General features: G+C 37.8%; 15 protein-coding genes. All 15 read left to right on the top strand.

What is annotated here, in order from left to right; translation table 11 throughout:
- Positions 1-98: 98 nt before the first annotated feature.
- The 15 genes from J2S13_RS06610 to J2S13_RS06535 all read left to right on the top strand — a co-directional run bounded on the left by J2S13_RS06610 (position 99) and on the right by J2S13_RS06535 (position 17289).
- Positions 99-968 (top strand): tyrosine-type recombinase/integrase, encoded by an 870-nt coding sequence (locus tag J2S13_RS06610; protein WP_307256941.1) that lies wholly within the window; start codon positions 99-101, stop codon positions 966-968.
- 346 nt (positions 969-1314) lie between these two features.
- A complete protein-coding gene (locus J2S13_RS06605; protein ID WP_307256940.1) occupies positions 1315-2058 on the top strand; it encodes a hypothetical protein in 744 nt (247 codons plus the stop codon).
- Between the two features lie 168 nt (positions 2059-2226).
- A complete protein-coding gene (locus J2S13_RS06600; protein ID WP_307256939.1) occupies positions 2227-2712 on the top strand; it encodes a hypothetical protein in 486 nt (161 codons plus the stop codon).
- Between the two features lie 99 nt (positions 2713-2811).
- Positions 2812-5388, top strand: coding sequence for an AICE element replication initiation protein (locus tag J2S13_RS06595; protein WP_307256938.1), 2577 nt, complete (start codon positions 2812-2814; stop codon positions 5386-5388).
- 140 nt (positions 5389-5528) lie between these two features.
- Positions 5529-6386: a tyrosine-type recombinase/integrase gene (locus tag J2S13_RS06590; protein ID WP_107919927.1), complete on the top strand. Its 858-nt coding sequence runs from the start codon at positions 5529-5531 to the stop codon at positions 6384-6386.
- A gap of 13 nt (positions 6387-6399) precedes the next feature.
- Complete coding sequence (locus J2S13_RS06585) at positions 6400-7173, top strand: hypothetical protein (RefSeq protein WP_107919928.1); 774 nt, start codon at positions 6400-6402, stop codon at positions 7171-7173.
- 259 nt (positions 7174-7432) lie between these two features.
- On the top strand, positions 7433-9040 hold the full coding sequence (locus J2S13_RS06580; RefSeq protein ID WP_370873976.1) for a flagellin N-terminal helical domain-containing protein: 1608 nt from the start codon (positions 7433-7435) through the stop codon (positions 9038-9040).
- Between the two features lie 87 nt (positions 9041-9127).
- The gene (locus J2S13_RS06575; RefSeq protein ID WP_307256936.1) at positions 9128-9460 is read left to right on the top strand and encodes a hypothetical protein; all 333 of its coding nucleotides are present in this window, start codon (positions 9128-9130) and stop codon (positions 9458-9460) included.
- Positions 9435-10403, top strand: a complete 969-nt coding sequence (locus J2S13_RS06570; RefSeq protein WP_307256935.1) for an MvdC/MvdD family ATP grasp protein — start codon at positions 9435-9437, stop codon at positions 10401-10403. The genes J2S13_RS06575 and J2S13_RS06570 overlap by 26 nt, the downstream gene beginning before the upstream one ends.
- 4 nt (positions 10404-10407) lie before the next feature.
- Positions 10408-11151 (top strand): hypothetical protein, encoded by a 744-nt coding sequence (locus J2S13_RS06565; RefSeq protein ID WP_307256934.1) that lies wholly within the window; start codon positions 10408-10410, stop codon positions 11149-11151.
- A 213-nt stretch (positions 11152-11364) separates the two neighbouring features.
- Positions 11365-11604 (top strand): hypothetical protein, encoded by a 240-nt coding sequence (locus J2S13_RS06560; RefSeq protein ID WP_307256933.1) that lies wholly within the window; start codon positions 11365-11367, stop codon positions 11602-11604.
- Positions 11605-12095: 491 nt separating this feature from the next.
- The gene (locus J2S13_RS06550) at positions 12096-14300 is read left to right on the top strand and encodes a helix-turn-helix domain-containing protein (protein ID WP_307256932.1); all 2205 of its coding nucleotides are present in this window, start codon (positions 12096-12098) and stop codon (positions 14298-14300) included.
- A gap of 180 nt (positions 14301-14480) precedes the next feature.
- Positions 14481-15617 carry an acyl-CoA dehydrogenase family protein gene (locus J2S13_RS06545; protein WP_307256931.1) on the top strand — a complete coding sequence of 379 codons (1137 nt, stop codon included), beginning with the start codon at positions 14481-14483 and terminating at the stop codon, positions 15615-15617.
- Positions 15618-15635: 18 nt separating this feature from the next.
- Positions 15636-16493 carry a 3-hydroxyacyl-CoA dehydrogenase family protein gene (locus J2S13_RS06540; protein ID WP_307256930.1) on the top strand — a complete coding sequence of 286 codons (858 nt, stop codon included), beginning with the start codon at positions 15636-15638 and terminating at the stop codon, positions 16491-16493.
- Between the two features lie 16 nt (positions 16494-16509).
- Positions 16510-17289 (top strand): enoyl-CoA hydratase/isomerase family protein, encoded by a 780-nt coding sequence (locus J2S13_RS06535; RefSeq protein WP_307256967.1) that lies wholly within the window; start codon positions 16510-16512, stop codon positions 17287-17289.
- Positions 17290-17315 lie beyond the last annotated feature (26 nt).

The raw sequence follows: 17315 nt of genomic DNA, 5'->3' as shown, positions 1-17315 counted from the left end.
AAGGAACTTGGAAATGAATACAAAGAAAACATAAAAGGCTATTGGTGTATAAAAACGTACATCAATAGCCTTTTTTCATTCTGGGAGGTGAATCATTCTTGGAAATTGAAGAATTTGCAAAGTGGCTTTTTACAGAGGGAAAAGCAGCCAAAACAATTGAGTCCTATGTGAACGACGTCAAAGGATTCCAATCATATTTACAGGAGAAGTTGAACGATGTTCCAATCCTATCACGCTTCTCATTTGTCAGATACAAGGAACATTTGATGAAGGAGGACTATGCCATTTCCACCATCAACAAAAAGATTAATAGTCTAAAAGTCTACAACGACTTTCTAAGAACCAAAGGACACCTAAGCGAGTCATTCATACAATTGAAGCGGGATAGAATAAAAATTGCCGCTGGAAGTGAGGACAATGTAGATGCCCTTACGGATGAACAAGTGGAAGAATTGCTTTTCTATGTTGAAAACAGAAGCAAGGTTAGAACTCGTAACAAGCTGATTGTATATTTGCTGCTCTATACGGGTGTAAGGGTTAGCGAATTGATTGGAATCAAAATTGTAGACATTGACTTCCTAATGAATCAATTGGCGGTGATTGGGAAAGGCGGAAAGAGACGTGAAATCGGGCTTAGACAGGATGTGCTTCAATTAGTAAAGGACTACATAAAGGAAGAGCGTTCTGCATCTAATTTCAGCCATAGCGACTATCTATTAGTGAGCCAACGAGCAGAAAAAATGCATCGTGATGCAGTAAGGGATTGGTTAGCAAAGATTTCGAAGGAACTAGGATTCAAGCTGCATCCACATTTGTTTCGTCATACGTTTTGTACAAGGCTGTTGAAAAAAGGTGTAGACCTTACAACGGTTAGTAAAATCGCAGGTCATTCCACTGTGAATATGACAGCAAGGTTCTACATTCAAACGACTAAGCAAGAGAAGATGGATGCGGTCAATCTATTATAAGAAATGGAGGAAAAATAAGATGGATACGAAGCAAATTGTTATCATCAAAAAAGTAATGTGTGCTATTTTAGCAATCGCTTTGGAAGAATTGTCTAAGAAGAATAGAAGGTAAACAAGGAGCAATTTATATTCCTGAATGAACAAGAATCTATTGTAGGTTCTTGTTTTTTTGCATTCCTTTTGAACCCTAGCGAAGAATCAGTAGTAAAAGTAGGGACGCTGTTGCGCTACTGACGCTACTTTAGGTAATCAAAAGTTTGGTTGATATTTCGTTCTGTCTTTTTCTTACCCATTCAAGGTGATATGATGTAGAAAAAAATACTAGGTAATGGAAGGCGAAACCAACATGAGCAAAAACAAGAAAATTAAACCATCGTATTCACTACGGGAACTTATTCCCGAAATCGCTGGGATTCCAGAATTAAAGGATGCTCACTTTGATGCTGAATATAAGGCTGTACAGCGCATAGTCAAAGTGATGAAAAATATAACGGGTAACGATGAAGTAAGGCAGCGGATTCCCCATGAAGAGAAAAAGTCGTTTATTATTATCACTAGAAACTTATATAACATGATTAAAAATGACCAGACGGGTGAAGGACAAGACCTTTTTGCTAGAATGGCAGCAGATGAAGTATTAACTGGAAAGGAATATGAAAAGCTTATTGGATTTTTTAAGGAAGGCTTTAAAGCTAATCCTGAATTACCATTAAATAAACTCCTTATCGAACGGGTAAATAGCGATGACAGTTTCTATCAATTACAGGATGAGATTGAGCAGCTAGTGCAACGTGATATAAATCTCCTCGTAGATTTGGAATGTTATTCTTTACGGGAGCAAAAAATAAAGGAGTACCTGTCATTTTTGAAAGACTCTTCCCAAATGAATGCATGGAGAAATGGTGTAGAATCAGACCTAAAGGCGGAGCAACTCAAGAAGAGAATAATAGCTATCGCAATGGAAAAAGGATTGGACGTTCAAAAGGTTTTAGAAGGGAAAGACCGTGACCTACAAGAAGAAGTTACGGGAGAAATAATTAAAAGGGATATGGAAGCATATCTAAGAAATATGGATGAAACGGACAGTTAAAAGTTGTCCGTTTCTTTTTTTGTCAAGAAAAACTGAGTTGGTTTTTGGGACAAAATTGCTCTGTTTGATGTCCCAAAGTTGTCCGTTTTTACCTGTACAATAAATGTGTAAGAGTTAATCACAACAAGCCCTATCAAACATTTATCAGTGAAAATGGAGGTTATTAAAATGAGTAGTATGCAATCAAAATTAGTCCGTCCTTCAAGCAAGTCAAATAAGAACCCATTAGGCGATGGAGCACAAGAAGGAAGAATTTTATCTGTAGAAGTTAAAGAGTTTGATAGTTTCTATCACGATTCAGGCAAGCGAGTTGCTCTTAACATCAAAGTAGAATTTATTAAACCGAATGGTGAATTGGTTTATTTGTACTATGCACCAACCATCACATGGTCTGAGAAAGGGAAGTTCATGAAAACGCTAAATGATTTGGATGTTCTTCCAGCGGAAGGTGAAGAACTTGATAATAACGCATTGGTAGGTATGGAAGTAACAGCAACAATTGAAAACGTGGAACGTGACAACGTTGTTTATAGCAACATTGTCAGAATCCAGAAAAGGGCAACTATCATTCCACCCAAGGCATCGAATGAAGAAGATAGTGAAATTATGAATCAATTGTTTGATGTTGATGACATCGACTTTGGCGACATGTAATACCCTAACGAACCAACAGTACCGACTGTAGCGGCAATGGTTGCTATAGTCGGTACTGACACTACATGAGACAAAACAAAAAAGGAGCCAACAAAAAAAATGACATACACAGAAGCAAAAACAACAGAAGAAATTATTATGGAATCCCTTGCCGTATTGAGAAAGAATGTAGAGGTAACAGAATTACGCATCTTGAAAACAACAAAAGGCACAGTTAGCGGCTACTTTAGCGATTACCAAGAATTAGCGGATGTTGCAGGGGAATACGATGGAAAGGTTCCTGCAATCTATTTTACCCTTAATCCAACAAAAACGGATTTGCTTTCAAGAGCGGCAAATCGGATTGTGCAGCGAGCTAAAAACACAACTACCGATGCTGACATTGAGTGCAGACGCTGGTTTCCGATTGATTTTGACCCAGTACGTCCAGCTGGTATTTCATCAACGGAGGAAGAACACCAATCCGCTCACACGAGGGCGAAGGAAGTACAAAGGTTTCTGACAGAAAGAGGTTGGAGTGAACCTATTGTGGCAGACAGCGGTAATGGCGCTCATTTGTTGTATCCTATTGACCTTCCAAATGATGATGAAAGTACAATGCTTGTCAAAACGGTATTAGAAGCATTGGATTTCCAATTCAGTAACGAATCGGTCAATGTGGATAAGGGAGTTTTCAATGCCGCTCGAATTTGGAAGCTTTATGGCACAATGGCTTGCAAAGGTGACCATACAGATGAACGACCACATCGGCTGTCTCAAATCTTATCTTGTCCAGAAGAACTGAAAGAAGTGTCAGTGGAACAGTTGAAGTCATTAGCAGCTTTATGTCCAACAATGCAGACTAAGAGCAAATCAGCTTCTAAAAAGAGCAACACGGAAGAAGGTTTCAACCTAGAAGAATTTATAGAACAACATGAACTGGATGTTGCCTTCTCCGCTCCTTGGCAAAAGGATGCAACCAAGTATGTGTTGTCGACTTGTCCTTGGAATGAAAGCCATACGAACAAAAGTGCATTTATCATCCAGTTTAAAAACGGGGGGATTGCGGCAGGTTGCCATCATAATAGCTGTTCGGAGGAAAACTGGCAAACACTGCGAAAGAAATTTGAGCCAAATTGGAATCCATCATCTAAGGAAGAATCCAAAAAGGAATCACAGGCAGATATTTTGATTCGAGTAAGTGATGAAGCCGAGTTCTTTCAAAATGATTTGGGAGAGGCTTATGCTGCGGTTACACTCAATGGTCATAAGGAAGTAATGAAAGTGAAGAATAAGAAATTTAAAATGTGGCTAACAAAGCAATTTTATGATGCAACGAAAAGAGCACCAGGTAGTGATGCAATGAATCAAGCAATTGGCGTTATGGAAATGAAGGCTGCCTTTGAGGGGGATGAACGCAGACTGCAGTTACGGGTGACAGAAAAAGATGGTGCTTTTTATTATGACCTAGCAAATGAGGATTGGAGTGTAGTAAAGGTGGAGCCGAATGCCTGCCAAGTGCTCGATGAACCTCCAACTCTGTTTACCCGAAATAAGAATACCAAAGCACAAGTATTGCCTGATTTTACAGGGGACTTGAAACTATTACTAAATCACATACGGATTAAGAATGAAGATGACCAAATTCTTTATCTTATCTATGTTGTCACATGCCTAATTCCGAGTATTCCGCATGCTGTACTTGTATTCAGTGGTGAAAAAGGAGCGTCTAAGTCCACTTCCATGCGATTGACAAGACAAGTAGTTGACCCTGCTGTTCAGGATTTGTTAACGATGCCTAATAGTATGCAGGATTTGGCAATATCATTGGCAAACAACTACATGCCATCTTTTGATAATTTGGATGGTTTGTCAGCTGAAAAAAGCGACCTATTATGTATTGCTTCTACAGGTGGAGGATTTAGCAAACGTACCTTGTTTACAGATGATGATGAAACGCTACTTGACCTTCGCAGATGTGTTGGATTGACAGGTATCAATGTAGTCGTTACAAGAGCAGACTTGATTGACCGTTCCATTATCATTGAATTAGACCGTATTCCAGAGGATGAACGAAAGGAAGAACGAGATGTATGGGAAGCATTTGAAAAGGATAGAGCATCCATAGTAGGTGGAGCTTTGCAAACTTTAGCAAAAGCAATGGCTATCTATCCAGATGTGCAATTAGACAAACTTCCACGGATGGCAGATTTTACTCGCTGGGGCTTTGCCATTGCGGAAGTCTTAGGATATGGTGGGGAACGATTCTTGCAAGCCTACCGTAAAAATCGCAATCAATCGAACGAAGAAGCTATTTCCTCACATCCAGTAGCCGCTACAGTTGTTGCTCTTATGATGGAAAATCAATCTTGGTCGGGTTCCGTTGCTAGTTTGCTAGGTGAACTAGAACGTGTAGCCGAACAAGAAAAGATTAATACCAAAGTCAAAACATTCCCGAGAGCAGCTCACATTCTAAGCAGAAGGCTAAAGGAAGTGAAGTCCAATTTAGAAGATGTAGGGATTACTTTTGACATTCGCCATGCAGGAGACTCCAAAAAGGTATCCATTCAAAAATCTGGCGGCAATGTTGTTCCGATTCGCCCGCAACAAGGGACATTGAAACGGACAGGTACTGATTCAAATGAAGTCACAGACAATGAACTGTCGGAAGATTATGATGAATTTGCGGGATGGTAATCATCCCTTTGCACCTACAGTAGTGTCAGTAGCGAAAGAAGGGTTGCTACTGACGCTTTGAGGGGCAAATTTTACCGGAATCAAAACAAGAACCCAAAATTATATTATTACCTTGCAATCATTAGAAGGGAGACATTTATATGTTATTTATGGAATCAGTTGAGCAGTTTGGAAAGTACCAAGCAAACATTGAGCGGAGTCCAGTTACGATAAAAGCCTATCATGAAGATTTATCACTTCTAAACCGTTACCTAGAAGAGAAATATAACAGTCCAGTTTATTTGGAGGACATTACACAAGAAGATGTTGAGGAGTATCTTTATTATCTTAAGAATACTAAGGGGTACCAGCCCATTAGCCGAAAACGTGTGTTAGGAAGCATGCGGTCATTCTTTGGCTATGCCTACAAAAGCGAATGGTGTGACAAGAATGTTACCGTAAGGCTTGAGCCAATCAAATGTCAGCAAAAAGAGCGGCAATATCTTTCTGAAGAAGAGGTTCATCAATTTGTAGATGCTATCCAACATGACCTTGCCCGTTTAGTCGCACAAACCCTTTATTACACTGGAATGCGTATTTCAGAATGCCTAAATCTTCATGTAGAGGATGTCGATTTAGAAGACAACCTAATTCACATTAGGCATGGGAAGGGGAACAAAGACCGCTTTGTTCCAATCAATGCAAAATTGAAGGAGTTGTTTGTGGATTACACGGAGAACTGGCGGGTGAATTCGGATTACTTCTTTGCTACAAGAAACACTGGTACGTTTTCAAAAACTAGGGTATCCAAGATATTTAGGGATACGAATCGGGCATTAGGATGGAAAAAGAACGTAACTGCACACATTCTGCGTCACTCCTTTGCCTCAAAGCTAGTCAAAAACGATGTTCATTTGGTCAAGATTTCAAAACTGCTTGGACATAGCAGCCTAAAAACAACGAGTATTTATGTCCACAGCAATATGGATGATTTGAAAGAAGCTGTTAACACACTATAAAGGAGAGTAAACAATGACTAAAGCGGAAGCATTGCAACCGATTTATGATGACAAGGTTAAAGGAATCTTAAAACTGTTAGGGGAAGGTTATTCAAGGGAAGAAGTGGCTGAGCAGTATCGTTATTCAACTTATCGTTCTATGGATAGCTATATGAGTCGTAAGAATTTTGTTTGGGACAAGCGAAAGGCTACCTATGTACCAGCAGATGCTATCAAGGCTTCACTAGAAACAATGGCGAATTTTCCATCAGACCGAGTTCGAAGAATTGTAATGGAATTGAACAAGGAAGGAGCGGATTTGAAGGAGGTTGCAGTGAAGGTAGGCTTCGAAAATCACTTAGAAATGGCTTCTTACATGAAGTCAAAAGGCTTTGAATGGTCGCAGGAGGCAGGGAATTATCTCTCTACTTCTCCGACCATGCCTAATGATGGGGAAAAGGTTACTACTGTCAGTAATGACGCTTCATTAGAGGGTTCCCTTTCCATTGGAAATGGTGACGGTGAGCAATTTCTACCTTTACTCGAATGGTTAGCTTCGAACAAGGAGGGCTTACAAAGCCTTTTGGGAGCGTCAGTAGCGTCAGGACAAATCCCCCGCTTTACCCTTCCTGGTTTATTTGTTACAAAATCGGTTCATATGACGAACACCCTTGACCAAATGGTTAGAGATTTTAGCAAGGAAAAGAACATCAATCAGCGGGAAATCTTTGAGGTTGCATTGATTGAGTTCTTCCAAAAGTACGGTTATGAGCGAGAAGTCGAGACATTGTTACAGCAAAATGCCTAGCAAATGGGTTTTTAATGGAAGAAACGAAGAACGGTTCTAATGGTTTCCTAATGAACTGCTGTTTTTCGTTCTTTCATTTTTTTATGATTTCCTAATGTTTTGGAAGGAGTTCTTTCCATTATATTTGGTTTTCCTAATGATGCAACTTCACTTTCTGCAAATTCTTTGAGTTACATGGGTTTCTTGGTTAGGGAGATTTTTGATTTTCGAGGTTACTTTTCGTCAGTTGAATAGTGCTTCATCAGCACAAGGTAAATCAATGGAGAAATTATCTTCTGGATTACGTATTAATAAAGCTGGAGATGATGCTGCAGGTCTAGCAATCTCTGAAAAAATGCGTGGACAAATTCGTGGGTTGGACATGGCAGCAAAGAATGCACAAGATGGTGTAAGTTTACTTCAAACGGCTGAGGGAGCTTTAAATGAAACACACTCTATTCTTCAACGTATGCGTGAATTAGCGGTTCAATCATCAAATGACACAAACACAGATGCTGACCGTGAGTCAATTAATACTGAAATCAATCAGTTGAAAGAAGAGATTGACCGTATTGGTAATACAACTGAATTTAATACAAAGAAATTAATTGATGGTTCTATAGGTGAGAAAAAAGTAGCTGGAACTGATAATGCAGCGGTTATTAGCTCTGCACTTGGTAAAGAAACTGCCGCTCAATCCTCTACCACTGTAGATGGTTCAAAACTGGATGCCTTTACTGGAGGTTCACAATCAATCACTATTGATGGTGCGAAAATCAGTTTTACTGCTACGCAAGCAGACTATAGAGCAACATCAGATGGTTCTGGTACTGCTGACGTTGACGCGTTTGCAAGTCAACTTCAAAAAGATATAAACAAAGCTATTGACGCATATAACACAAGCAATGGAACTAGTATTGCAAATGTAACTGTTTCAAAAGACCCTGCTGCTGCCACTAAAGTTTTGATTAAGTCAGGATCTGAAGGTGCGACTTCAACTATTCATGTAGATTCTCCCGCTACAGGGGCTACAAATCTTTGGGAAGCAGCTGGCTTTACAGTAGATACTGCACATAATGCTACTGGATCTGAAGGGGTAGTTGATGCAGCTGGTGGTGGAAGTTTAGCAGCTCTTAAAACTCTAGCTGGGACTGCAGGTGCTGCGACTTTTACCTTTGAGGTAGATGGAAAATCTATTGCCGTCGATTTAAATGATCAATCTGGGTCAGGTGGTTTCGCTGCGCAGACTGTTACAAAAGATAGTGACATGGGAGCTATTGCAACTGGTCTTCAAAAGGATTTAAATGAAGCTATTAAGGCATATAATGCAACAGTTCCAACTTCCGAACAAGTTAAAGAAGTATCAGTATCTGTTAAAGATGGAGCATTTGTTGTTGAAAGTGGTTCAGATAAAGCAACAAGCAGTATTAAATTCGACAACAGTGAAGCTGCTCAATTACTAGGTCTAGCTAAACAAAATAGTGCTACTCAAGGTGGCGGTGTAGACTTCCAAATCGGAGCTAACCAAACTCAAACAATGAAGGTTACTATTGAAGATATGCGTACAGATGCTTTAGGAATTAAAGATATTGACTTATCTAATAAAGCAGGTGCAGAAGAAGCTATTACTAAGATTAACGATGCTATTGAAAAAGTATCAACTCAACGTTCTAACCTTGGTGCATTCCAAAACCGTTTAGAACATACAATCAACAACTTAGGAACTTCTTCTGAAAACCTAACTGCTGCAGAATCTCGTGTAAGGGATGTCGATATGGCGAAAGAGATGATGGAGCAAACTAAAAACTCTATTCTTTCTCAAGCAGCACAAGCAATGTTGGCTCAAGCGAACCAACAACCACAAGGAGTTTTACAACTTCTTCGTTAATTTTAGATTATTTAGAAGGGACTCTAGTTTTGCTAGGGTCTCTCTTCTTATAAATGTATATATGGTTATTAGTAGGGAGGAAGAATAGTGAACAAACCGATTATTTTAGATAATGCTGTCTGCAGAATTGGCGAAGATACGAAAATATTTAGTTATGATTATAGTTTAGATATGAATGTCGTAAAAACGGGTTCAGTTATAAATCCCCTTGTTGACTATAGTGGAATCTCCAGCGAGATGGTTACAAAAACGAAAGTGGAAAGAGAACGAGACGATGAAGATTTTAATTATAGTGAATTATTCTCCAAAACTGAGGTTAATAGAGAAAGAGATGATGAAGAAAATTTATTTTTGGAATTAGAATCAAAAACATTCGTAGAAAGAGAACGGGACGATGAGAGTTTTAATTATAACGAATAAAGATGATGTGACGGTTGATTTTGTAGTTAAAGAGCTTCAAAAAAGAAATTTGGCCTATTATAGATTGAATACCGAGGACATACCTAATAAAGTTAATATATCCTTTGACTTTGATAACAATAGATTTGAAATACTTGATAAAGTAAAGAAACAAAGATACTCGCTATTAAATTTTAATTCTGTATATTACAGGAGACCCCAATTAAATAATTTTGATTTTATTGAAAAGCTAAGTAATTATGAGATTAATTATTTAAAGAGTGAGCTAAATTTTATTCTTGAAGGTATATATAAATTGCTTGAAGATAAATATTGGCTGAATAATGTTTATAGAATTAGAGAGGCAGAGAATAAAATTTATCAGCTTCAATTGGCTAAAGAAGTTGGTTTCTGTATCCCAAATTCACTAATTTCCAATCAATATAATATTTTAGTTAATTTTTATGAGAAAAACGACAATAATTGTATTATTAAACCTATAAAAAGTGGATATATGCTAAATGATAAAGGTTCAAAAGCCATTTTTACAACAAAGGTTGAAGAAAATATTTTTAATAATCCCGTTAGGGTTGAATCCTTTCCATTGTACTTACAAAGGAACATTCCAAAGAAATTTGACATAAGGGTGACGGTAATTGGCGAAAGAGTCTTTGCTGCTGAGATACATTCACAGATAAATGAAGATTCATCAATTGATTGGAGGAGGGGGCTAAAGCCACTTGAACATTATGAACACATATTGCCAATTGAGATTAAAAGAAAATGTATTGAACTTACTCATAAGTTGAAATTAAACTATTCAGCCATAGATTTAATTTATACCGGCGAGGATGAGTATATTTTCTTGGAAATAAATCCCAATGGGCAGTGGGCATGGATTGAGAAAAGGTTACATTTCCCATTAAGCAGGGAAATAGTAAATCTACTAGAAGATGGTGTTTAGGTTAGTGTTACAAAGGATTAAAGAGTTAATTAAAAATATACGTGAATTTATATGGCCATTGTTAGATCCTCTTGAAGAACATGACGTTTTACAAATAGGAGAGGAAGACTGTGACTGGGAAGAAGAGGATTTGGACTTAATGTTAGAGTATGCTAACAAATACTATGAAAGTGAAGAAGAAAGGAAGAAGGATGTAGAATCAAAATCAACAATTTTTATTGGTACATTTGGAGTTACTGCAACCATTTTAATATATTTGTCGAAAGATCTGATTTTAAATAATTCTGTTATTCAATCTCCTTTTATGATAATCTTAATTTTCCTTATGACTTTATCTATAATTTATTTGTGTAGAGCTATATGGTTTTCTATAAAAGCATTACAACGCCAAAATTATTATAGACTCTCTTTTCCACGCTTTATGCTAGAAAACAATGTGAATAAAAAGAAAAGGTTAATTGTAAAACTTTATAACTACTCAAAAAAGAATTCTGAGACGATTAACTTAAAAGTAGATTTTATGACGATGGCTCAAGAATATTTTAAAAGGGTAGTAGTCCTCGTTTCGTTATTCTCCATTTTGGTTTTAGGAAAATATCTCCTTTCATATAAAACAGTATTAAATAATATTTTTAGTACACTGAACGATATAACTATAGGGCAATATATATTAAGTGCAATATTAGGTGCCATTGTATTACTGTATCTACTGATTATTATAATATTCCATAAACTCTTTAAAAGATAAAATTAATGATCAGTATTCACTATCTTTGAATCAATCCAATATATCATTCTGATTTAGTTCTTTTATTGGATGTCGTAAGAAAGTCTGATTTATAGGGAGGATTTTAATAGGGACACAGGTAGGAACAACAGGGATAGGTTCGTCCCACCTAAGTCTTCAAAAATTGAAAGTGTAACCCCCGATTTTCTATAACACCAAAAAGGAGATAACAAATTGAATAAAGATGAACATCAAAATAAAAAAATTCTTGAGGAACAGATCCAATGGTGTAAGGAGCAAGATCAAATCCTCGAAGAAATAGAGACAAAGCTTTTTGAAATGAAAAAAATAGCCGAATACTCCCTTGAATACGAGCTTACTTCAGATGAAATAGATGAGTTAAATGGTCAATTACAAGAATTGAAATGTGAAGTACAATCTCTTGAAAAACAATTACATCCTGTTGTCCATTAGAAGTGTGAAGCCGAACTCTAGGAAATGATGTCCTAGAGCTGGATTTCATGCACTTTCTTCTTCAACTTTTGATTCAGGCAGCACATATGGTTCTTTATTCTTCATAATCCGATAAACAATATTTACTAATCTCCGCTCCACATATACCATTGCTTGCTTCTTTTTACGACCTTCTTTAATCTTCTTTTGATAATTGGATCTCCGTCACAGTGACGCCCCGAAAATTCTTGTTTCATAGAATGTTTCATACGGTGTAAAACATTAGAGGCAGATACTGCATCTCATCTTTCACAATGACTTCAAGGATGTTGTTGTAAAAAAGTATTCAACAAGGGCCTACTTCCATTTGCTGTAGGTGATCTATTGAACTCAACATACAATACTTCAATTCTAAACACATAAAGGTTATAATTGTAAGTATAATTAAGTGAATTTTCAGAAAAATAATGAACCTTGAGTAACTGAAGAAGGGATAGTAAGGGGATTATTCGATGAGGAATCTCAGTAAACGTGATCGGTTGGTGGAGAAGTTAGAATCGCATTTGCGTTATTCGGCAAGGCATTTGATTAAATTTGATTCGTTAGAGGAAACGTTACAATATATCATTAATTCTTTTTGGGTGGAGCTACCATGTGATCTTGTGGCGATTATTTTGAAGGAAAAGGATGTTCTGAAGCCGAAAGTGTGGAAAGGCGGGTCGGATCAATTTGAAAAGGGGTTTCCTATTCCATTAAATAGGTGTTCAACGAATATTCTTGAAGAGGGTTGGAGTATTGAAAAGACACGGGAAGGCATCCAATGTGATTTTCATAAGTTGATGACGGAGGAAAATATATCAACTTGGTTTACCGTTCCCTTAAAAGAAGATATTACGAGTATTGGCTTTTGCGTCGTAGGGTTTCAAAATTTTGTACCTTTGATTGCGGAGACTGAAAGGATTTTCGTTGAGTTTGGGAAGGATATTGCTGTATCTATTAAACTGGCTCAAAATAAAGAGATCGAAAAAAAGAAAATGGAAGGGTTGACGTGGTTCAATGACAACTTATACCCGGGATCTCCTATTGAACCATTAGTCGGGAAAGTCGTGGAAATGGCTTGCATGGCAACTGGTGCAGCTTCAGCCTATATTTATTTATATGATCAAAGACAGAATTGTTTTTCCTTCCAACCTCCTCATAAAGGAGTGGTGGACGTTCCAAATAAAATATGGGTAGGGAATCATTATAATTTAAGTGAACATTTTCCGTTTTTTGAAAGGGTAGGGGAAAATGAGTTGACGGTTCCATTGGTTGTGAACCTTGAGACAATTGGGATTTTACATCTGGCGGATAAACGGAGTGGGGTTTTTAAAGAGGAAGATATAGAATTATTAGAGTTTTTTACAACACATGTGGCGACATTATTAGAGAATGCTCGATTATATGAAATAGAGATCGATTTAAAACATCGGCTGGAGACGGTTATTGAGCACCAGCAAGAATTAGTGAAACAAACTTTGGATGGGGAAGGTTTTGATGCAATCTCCCATACACTGGGTCATCTAGTAAAGCACCCCATCATTTTGTTTGACCGGTTTTTTCGTCCTGTCTCTTATTATAAATTGGAAATGGAGGAGGGGATTTTCCAAGATTTGATTAATCAAGTGCAAAATCATAGAGAACATGTGAAGGAAATGAAAAAAAGGAAGGTATGGCTTAACGATTTAACTGGGGAGAACGATGGAATTGGCATTTGGCCCGTTGTGGGTGGCGGCGATTTATTAGGGTATCTTGCTATCCGTATGAAAAAAGACCAAGTAGATGATGTACTTCGATTAACGATTGAACATGCGTTAAATGTATATGCGATTCAATTTATCAAGCAAAAGCTTGTGATGGATACAAAAGAACAGGTCAAAGATAGCTTTATTAACAAGCTATTTGAGGAAACGATTGAAGACGAGGATCAATTGATTGAATATGCTAATCTTTTTAATTGGAATCTGTTTGCCCCGCATCGAATAGGCATCCTGTCCATTCAATTGGCAGATCAAAAAATGAATTTACTAGATTTAGAAGCACAAAAGACGGCAATTTGGGAGCAAGTGAAAGAGTTCTTGACCCTCCATGATCCGGACATCATTTTCACACGCAGAGGGGATGATTTTATATTAATTGTTCCTGAATCAAAAGCGGAAAAAGGGATGAAAGCTTATTGGCAATCTCTTTACAAGTACATTTGCCAACTGAATTTACAAGGAGGAGATGTACAGAAAATTTTCCTTGGGGTTGGAGGGAAAACGGAAAAACTAAGAGATTACTATTTCTGCTACAAACAAGCCCATCATGCTCGTAATGTTGTCATCCATCATCTTCAGGACGAAGGTTTCGCCCTCTTCGAAGATCTTGGTGCTTATACATTATTGAATAATTTAAAGGACCCATTGATCGCGAATTTATTTATAGAGACTTACCTTGAACCATTACTTCATTATAAAGATGGCAAAGGGGCCGATCTTTTCACGACATTGAGGGTTTATATATACAATAACGGAAATTGGAAAAAAACGATGGAATCATTATTTATCCATCGAAGTACATTGAGATATCGGATGGAACGTATAAGGGATATTCTTGAGATAGATATCGATCATGCTGAAAACCGTTTGAATTTAATGATGGCTTATAAGCTTTATGATTTATATTATTCGCATTGATTCTTCGCAGATCTTTTGAAGGAAAGGTCTGTTTTTTTATGAAATTTTAAAATAGAATCGTCCATTTAGTTCTAAAAATAGAAGGGATATTCGTACATGGTGTACCTATAAGTAAAATGAGATCCATTTTATAATCAAATTAATTAAAGCGCTTACACTTTTAGAGGGAGGTAAACATTCATGGATTTTAATTTTACAGATGATCAACTAGCGATCAAGGCGCTCGCAAAGGATTTTGTAAAGGAAGAAATTGTTCCTCACGCAAGAAAATATGATGAGGAGGAGCAGTTTCCAGAAGAAATGATGAAGAAATTAAGGGAATGTGGCCTTTTTAATTTCGCGATTCCTGAGCAATATGGTGGGCCAGGAATAGACAAAATTTCTCATGCATTGATCGTCGAAGAACTTGCAAGGGGATGTGCGGGAGTTACCACTTCAGTCGAGGCGAATTCCTTATCTTCCTATCCAATCCTTGTTGGGGGAGATGAGGAACTGAAATTTAAATATTTAAATCGATTAACAACAGATGGATTATATGCTTCTTTTGCCCTAACAGAACCTCAAGCAGGCAGTGATGTGAATGGTTTGTCGACAACGGTTAAACGAGTTGGTCAAGAATATATCCTTAACGGGGAAAAATGCTTTATTACAAATGCAAGTCATGCGAACTTTTTTGTTGTATTAGCAAAACAATCTGACGGTGTGGGATCCAATCCATTTATTGCCTTAGTGGTAGATCGCGATTTAGAAGGAGTGGTCATTGGTAAAAAGGAAAAAAAGATGGGCATCCGTGCTTCCGATACATCATCCGTTATTTTCAATGATGTCCGTGTACCTATTCGGAATCGAATTGGGGCGGAGGGCAAGGGTTTCCATATTTTCATGAAGGCCCTCTCCCATGCGCGCCCAATGGTAGGTGCTCAATCATTAGGAATTGCTCGTGGTGCTTATGAAGAAGCTCTTAGCTATGCAAAAGAACGCAAACAATTTGGAAAACCCATTGCTAATTTTCAATCCATTCAATTCATGTTAGCAGATATGGTCATGAATATCGAAGCCGCAAGATTACTCGTTCATAAAGCCGTCTATCTTTTGCAAGAAGGAAGACCATCAATCACGAATGCTTCCTTTGCAAAATGCTTTGCAGCTGATACCGCTGTAAAAGTGGCGACAGATGCGGTCCAAATTTTTGGTGGATATGGCTATATACGTGAGTATGGGGTTGAAAAATATTATCGAGATGCCAAGATTATGCAGATTTATGAAGGAACGAATCAAATTCAACGAGTCGTTATTGCGAAAGAAATTTTAGCTTAAAAAAGGGGAGGAATTACGATGAATAACTTAACAATTGGTGTGGTCGGATCTGGAACGATGGGAGGAGGCATTGCTCATTTAGCTGCATTATCTGGTTTTCAAGTTATCGTTTGTGATGTAGAGCAGGTTTTCCTTGATAAGGCTAAGGCACGAATGGAGTCCTTCATGGATAAGCGAATTTCTAAAGGGAAAATGACGGAAAACGAGAAAGCAGATGTACTAGAAAGAGTGACATTCACGACTAATTTAGAAGAAATGAAGAGTGCTAATTTCGTCATTGAAGCAATTATTGAAGATTTAGAAGCGAAGAAAGAACTATTTTCCCAATTGGATGAAATCATGCCAGAGGAAGTGATTCTTGCGACCAACACTTCATCGATGTCCATTACTGTCATTGCAGAAGCGACTAAAAGACAGGATCGTGTAGCAGGAATGCATTTCTTCAATCCTCCGCAATTGATGAAACTAGTAGAAGTCGTTCGAGGATATAAAACAAGTGATGAAACGGTACAAAAGTTAATGGATCTTTCAAGACAATTGGGTAAAGAGCCAATTGAAGTGAAGAAAGACACACCAGGGTTTATCGTCAATCGAGTGATGATCCCTCAATTTCTTGAAGCGATTCGATTGGTTGAAGAGGGTGTCGCTTCCTATGAAGATGTGGATAAGGCTGTCAAATTGGGATTGAACTATCCAATGGGACCGTTCGAACTTCAGGATTTCGCTGGTGTTGATATTGGTTTATTCGTAATGGATTATTTCTACGATGAATTTAAAGATGATCGTTTTGCTGCCCCACTTACGATTCGTCAACTAGTTAGAGCCGGTAGATTAGGGAAAAAGACTGGAGCTGGATTTTATGACTACAACAAATAGAAATGAGGGAATAGACATGAAATTGGACTTATTAGAATGTGTGATTGAAGATCAGATGGCTGTTGTTTCTTTGAATCGTCCCCCTTATAATCCGTTAAATTGGAAGCTGTTTGGGGAGTTATCACAACTGATGGATGAATTAGAAGCAGATCGTGAAGTGAAGGCTGTCATTATCACTGGGAAAGGGGATCGGGCTTTCGCAGCAGGTGCAGATATTCGGGATATGATGGGGCTTAAAACAATGGATATTTTAGCTAATAATGAGAAATGTCGGGCTACTTTTGAAAAAATGGAACGGTTATCAAAGCCCATTATAGCCGCAGTAAACGGTCTAGCTTTAGGAGGGGGAGCTGAATTAACGTTAGCTTGTGATTTAAGAATCTGTTCAGAAACAGCTAAATTTGGATTTCCGGAAATTAACTTAGGGATTATTCCAGGGGCTGGTGGAACGCAACGGCTCCAACGAGTGATAGGGCAAACGGCAGCGAAGGAATTATTATATTTTGGAGAAATGATCGCAGCGGAAAGAGCTTATGAAATTGGGTTGGTCAATAAAGTCGTTCCACTTGAGGAATTATTGGACCATGCGAAAAAATGGGCTGAAAAACTATCGGAAAAACCAATTATGGCAATGAGAATGATGAAGATGTCTGTGAATACAGGTGCAAAAGTAGATCTTGACTCAGCATTAGATCTAGAACTAGCTTGCTTTGGCAACGCATATGCAACGGCAGACAGGGAAGAGGGAATGCAAGCTTTTGTTGAAAAAAGGAAGCCTCATTTTCAAGGAGTATAAGGGACAGGTCCCTTGTCCCTCTAAAA

The organism is Oikeobacillus pervagus, assembly GCF_030813365.1.
GTDB lineage: Bacteria > Bacillota > Bacilli > Bacillales > DSM-23947 > Oikeobacillus > Oikeobacillus pervagus.
The sequence above is the reverse complement of the archived record's forward strand: the minus strand, read 5'-3'. Positions and strand labels throughout refer to the sequence as shown.

What these genes read in the sequence shown, in the direction of transcription:
- J2S13_RS06600 (WP_307256939.1), top strand. Translation starts at nt 2,227, where the DNA reads ATGAGTAGTATGCAATCAAAATTAGTCCGTCCTTCAAGCAAGTCAAAT.
- J2S13_RS06595 (WP_307256938.1), top strand. Translation starts at nt 2,812, where the DNA reads ATGACATACACAGAAGCAAAAACAACAGAAGAAATTATTATGGAATCC.
- J2S13_RS06605 (WP_307256940.1), top strand. Translation starts at nt 1,315, where the DNA reads ATGAGCAAAAACAAGAAAATTAAACCATCGTATTCACTACGGGAACTT.
- J2S13_RS06535 (WP_307256967.1), top strand. Translation starts at nt 16,510, where the DNA reads ATGAAATTGGACTTATTAGAATGTGTGATTGAAGATCAGATGGCTGTT.
- J2S13_RS06585 (WP_107919928.1), top strand. Translation starts at nt 6,400, where the DNA reads ATGACTAAAGCGGAAGCATTGCAACCGATTTATGATGACAAGGTTAAA.
- J2S13_RS06580 (WP_370873976.1), top strand. Translation starts at nt 7,433, where the DNA reads ATGGAGAAATTATCTTCTGGATTACGTATTAATAAAGCTGGAGATGAT.
- J2S13_RS06570 (WP_307256935.1), top strand. Translation starts at nt 9,435, where the DNA reads ATGAGAGTTTTAATTATAACGAATAAAGATGATGTGACGGTTGATTTT.
- J2S13_RS06550 (WP_307256932.1), top strand. Translation starts at nt 12,096, where the DNA reads ATGAGGAATCTCAGTAAACGTGATCGGTTGGTGGAGAAGTTAGAATCG.
- J2S13_RS06540 (WP_307256930.1), top strand. Translation starts at nt 15,636, where the DNA reads ATGAATAACTTAACAATTGGTGTGGTCGGATCTGGAACGATGGGAGGA.
- J2S13_RS06590 (WP_107919927.1), top strand. Translation starts at nt 5,529, where the DNA reads ATGTTATTTATGGAATCAGTTGAGCAGTTTGGAAAGTACCAAGCAAAC.
- J2S13_RS06545 (WP_307256931.1), top strand. Translation starts at nt 14,481, where the DNA reads ATGGATTTTAATTTTACAGATGATCAACTAGCGATCAAGGCGCTCGCA.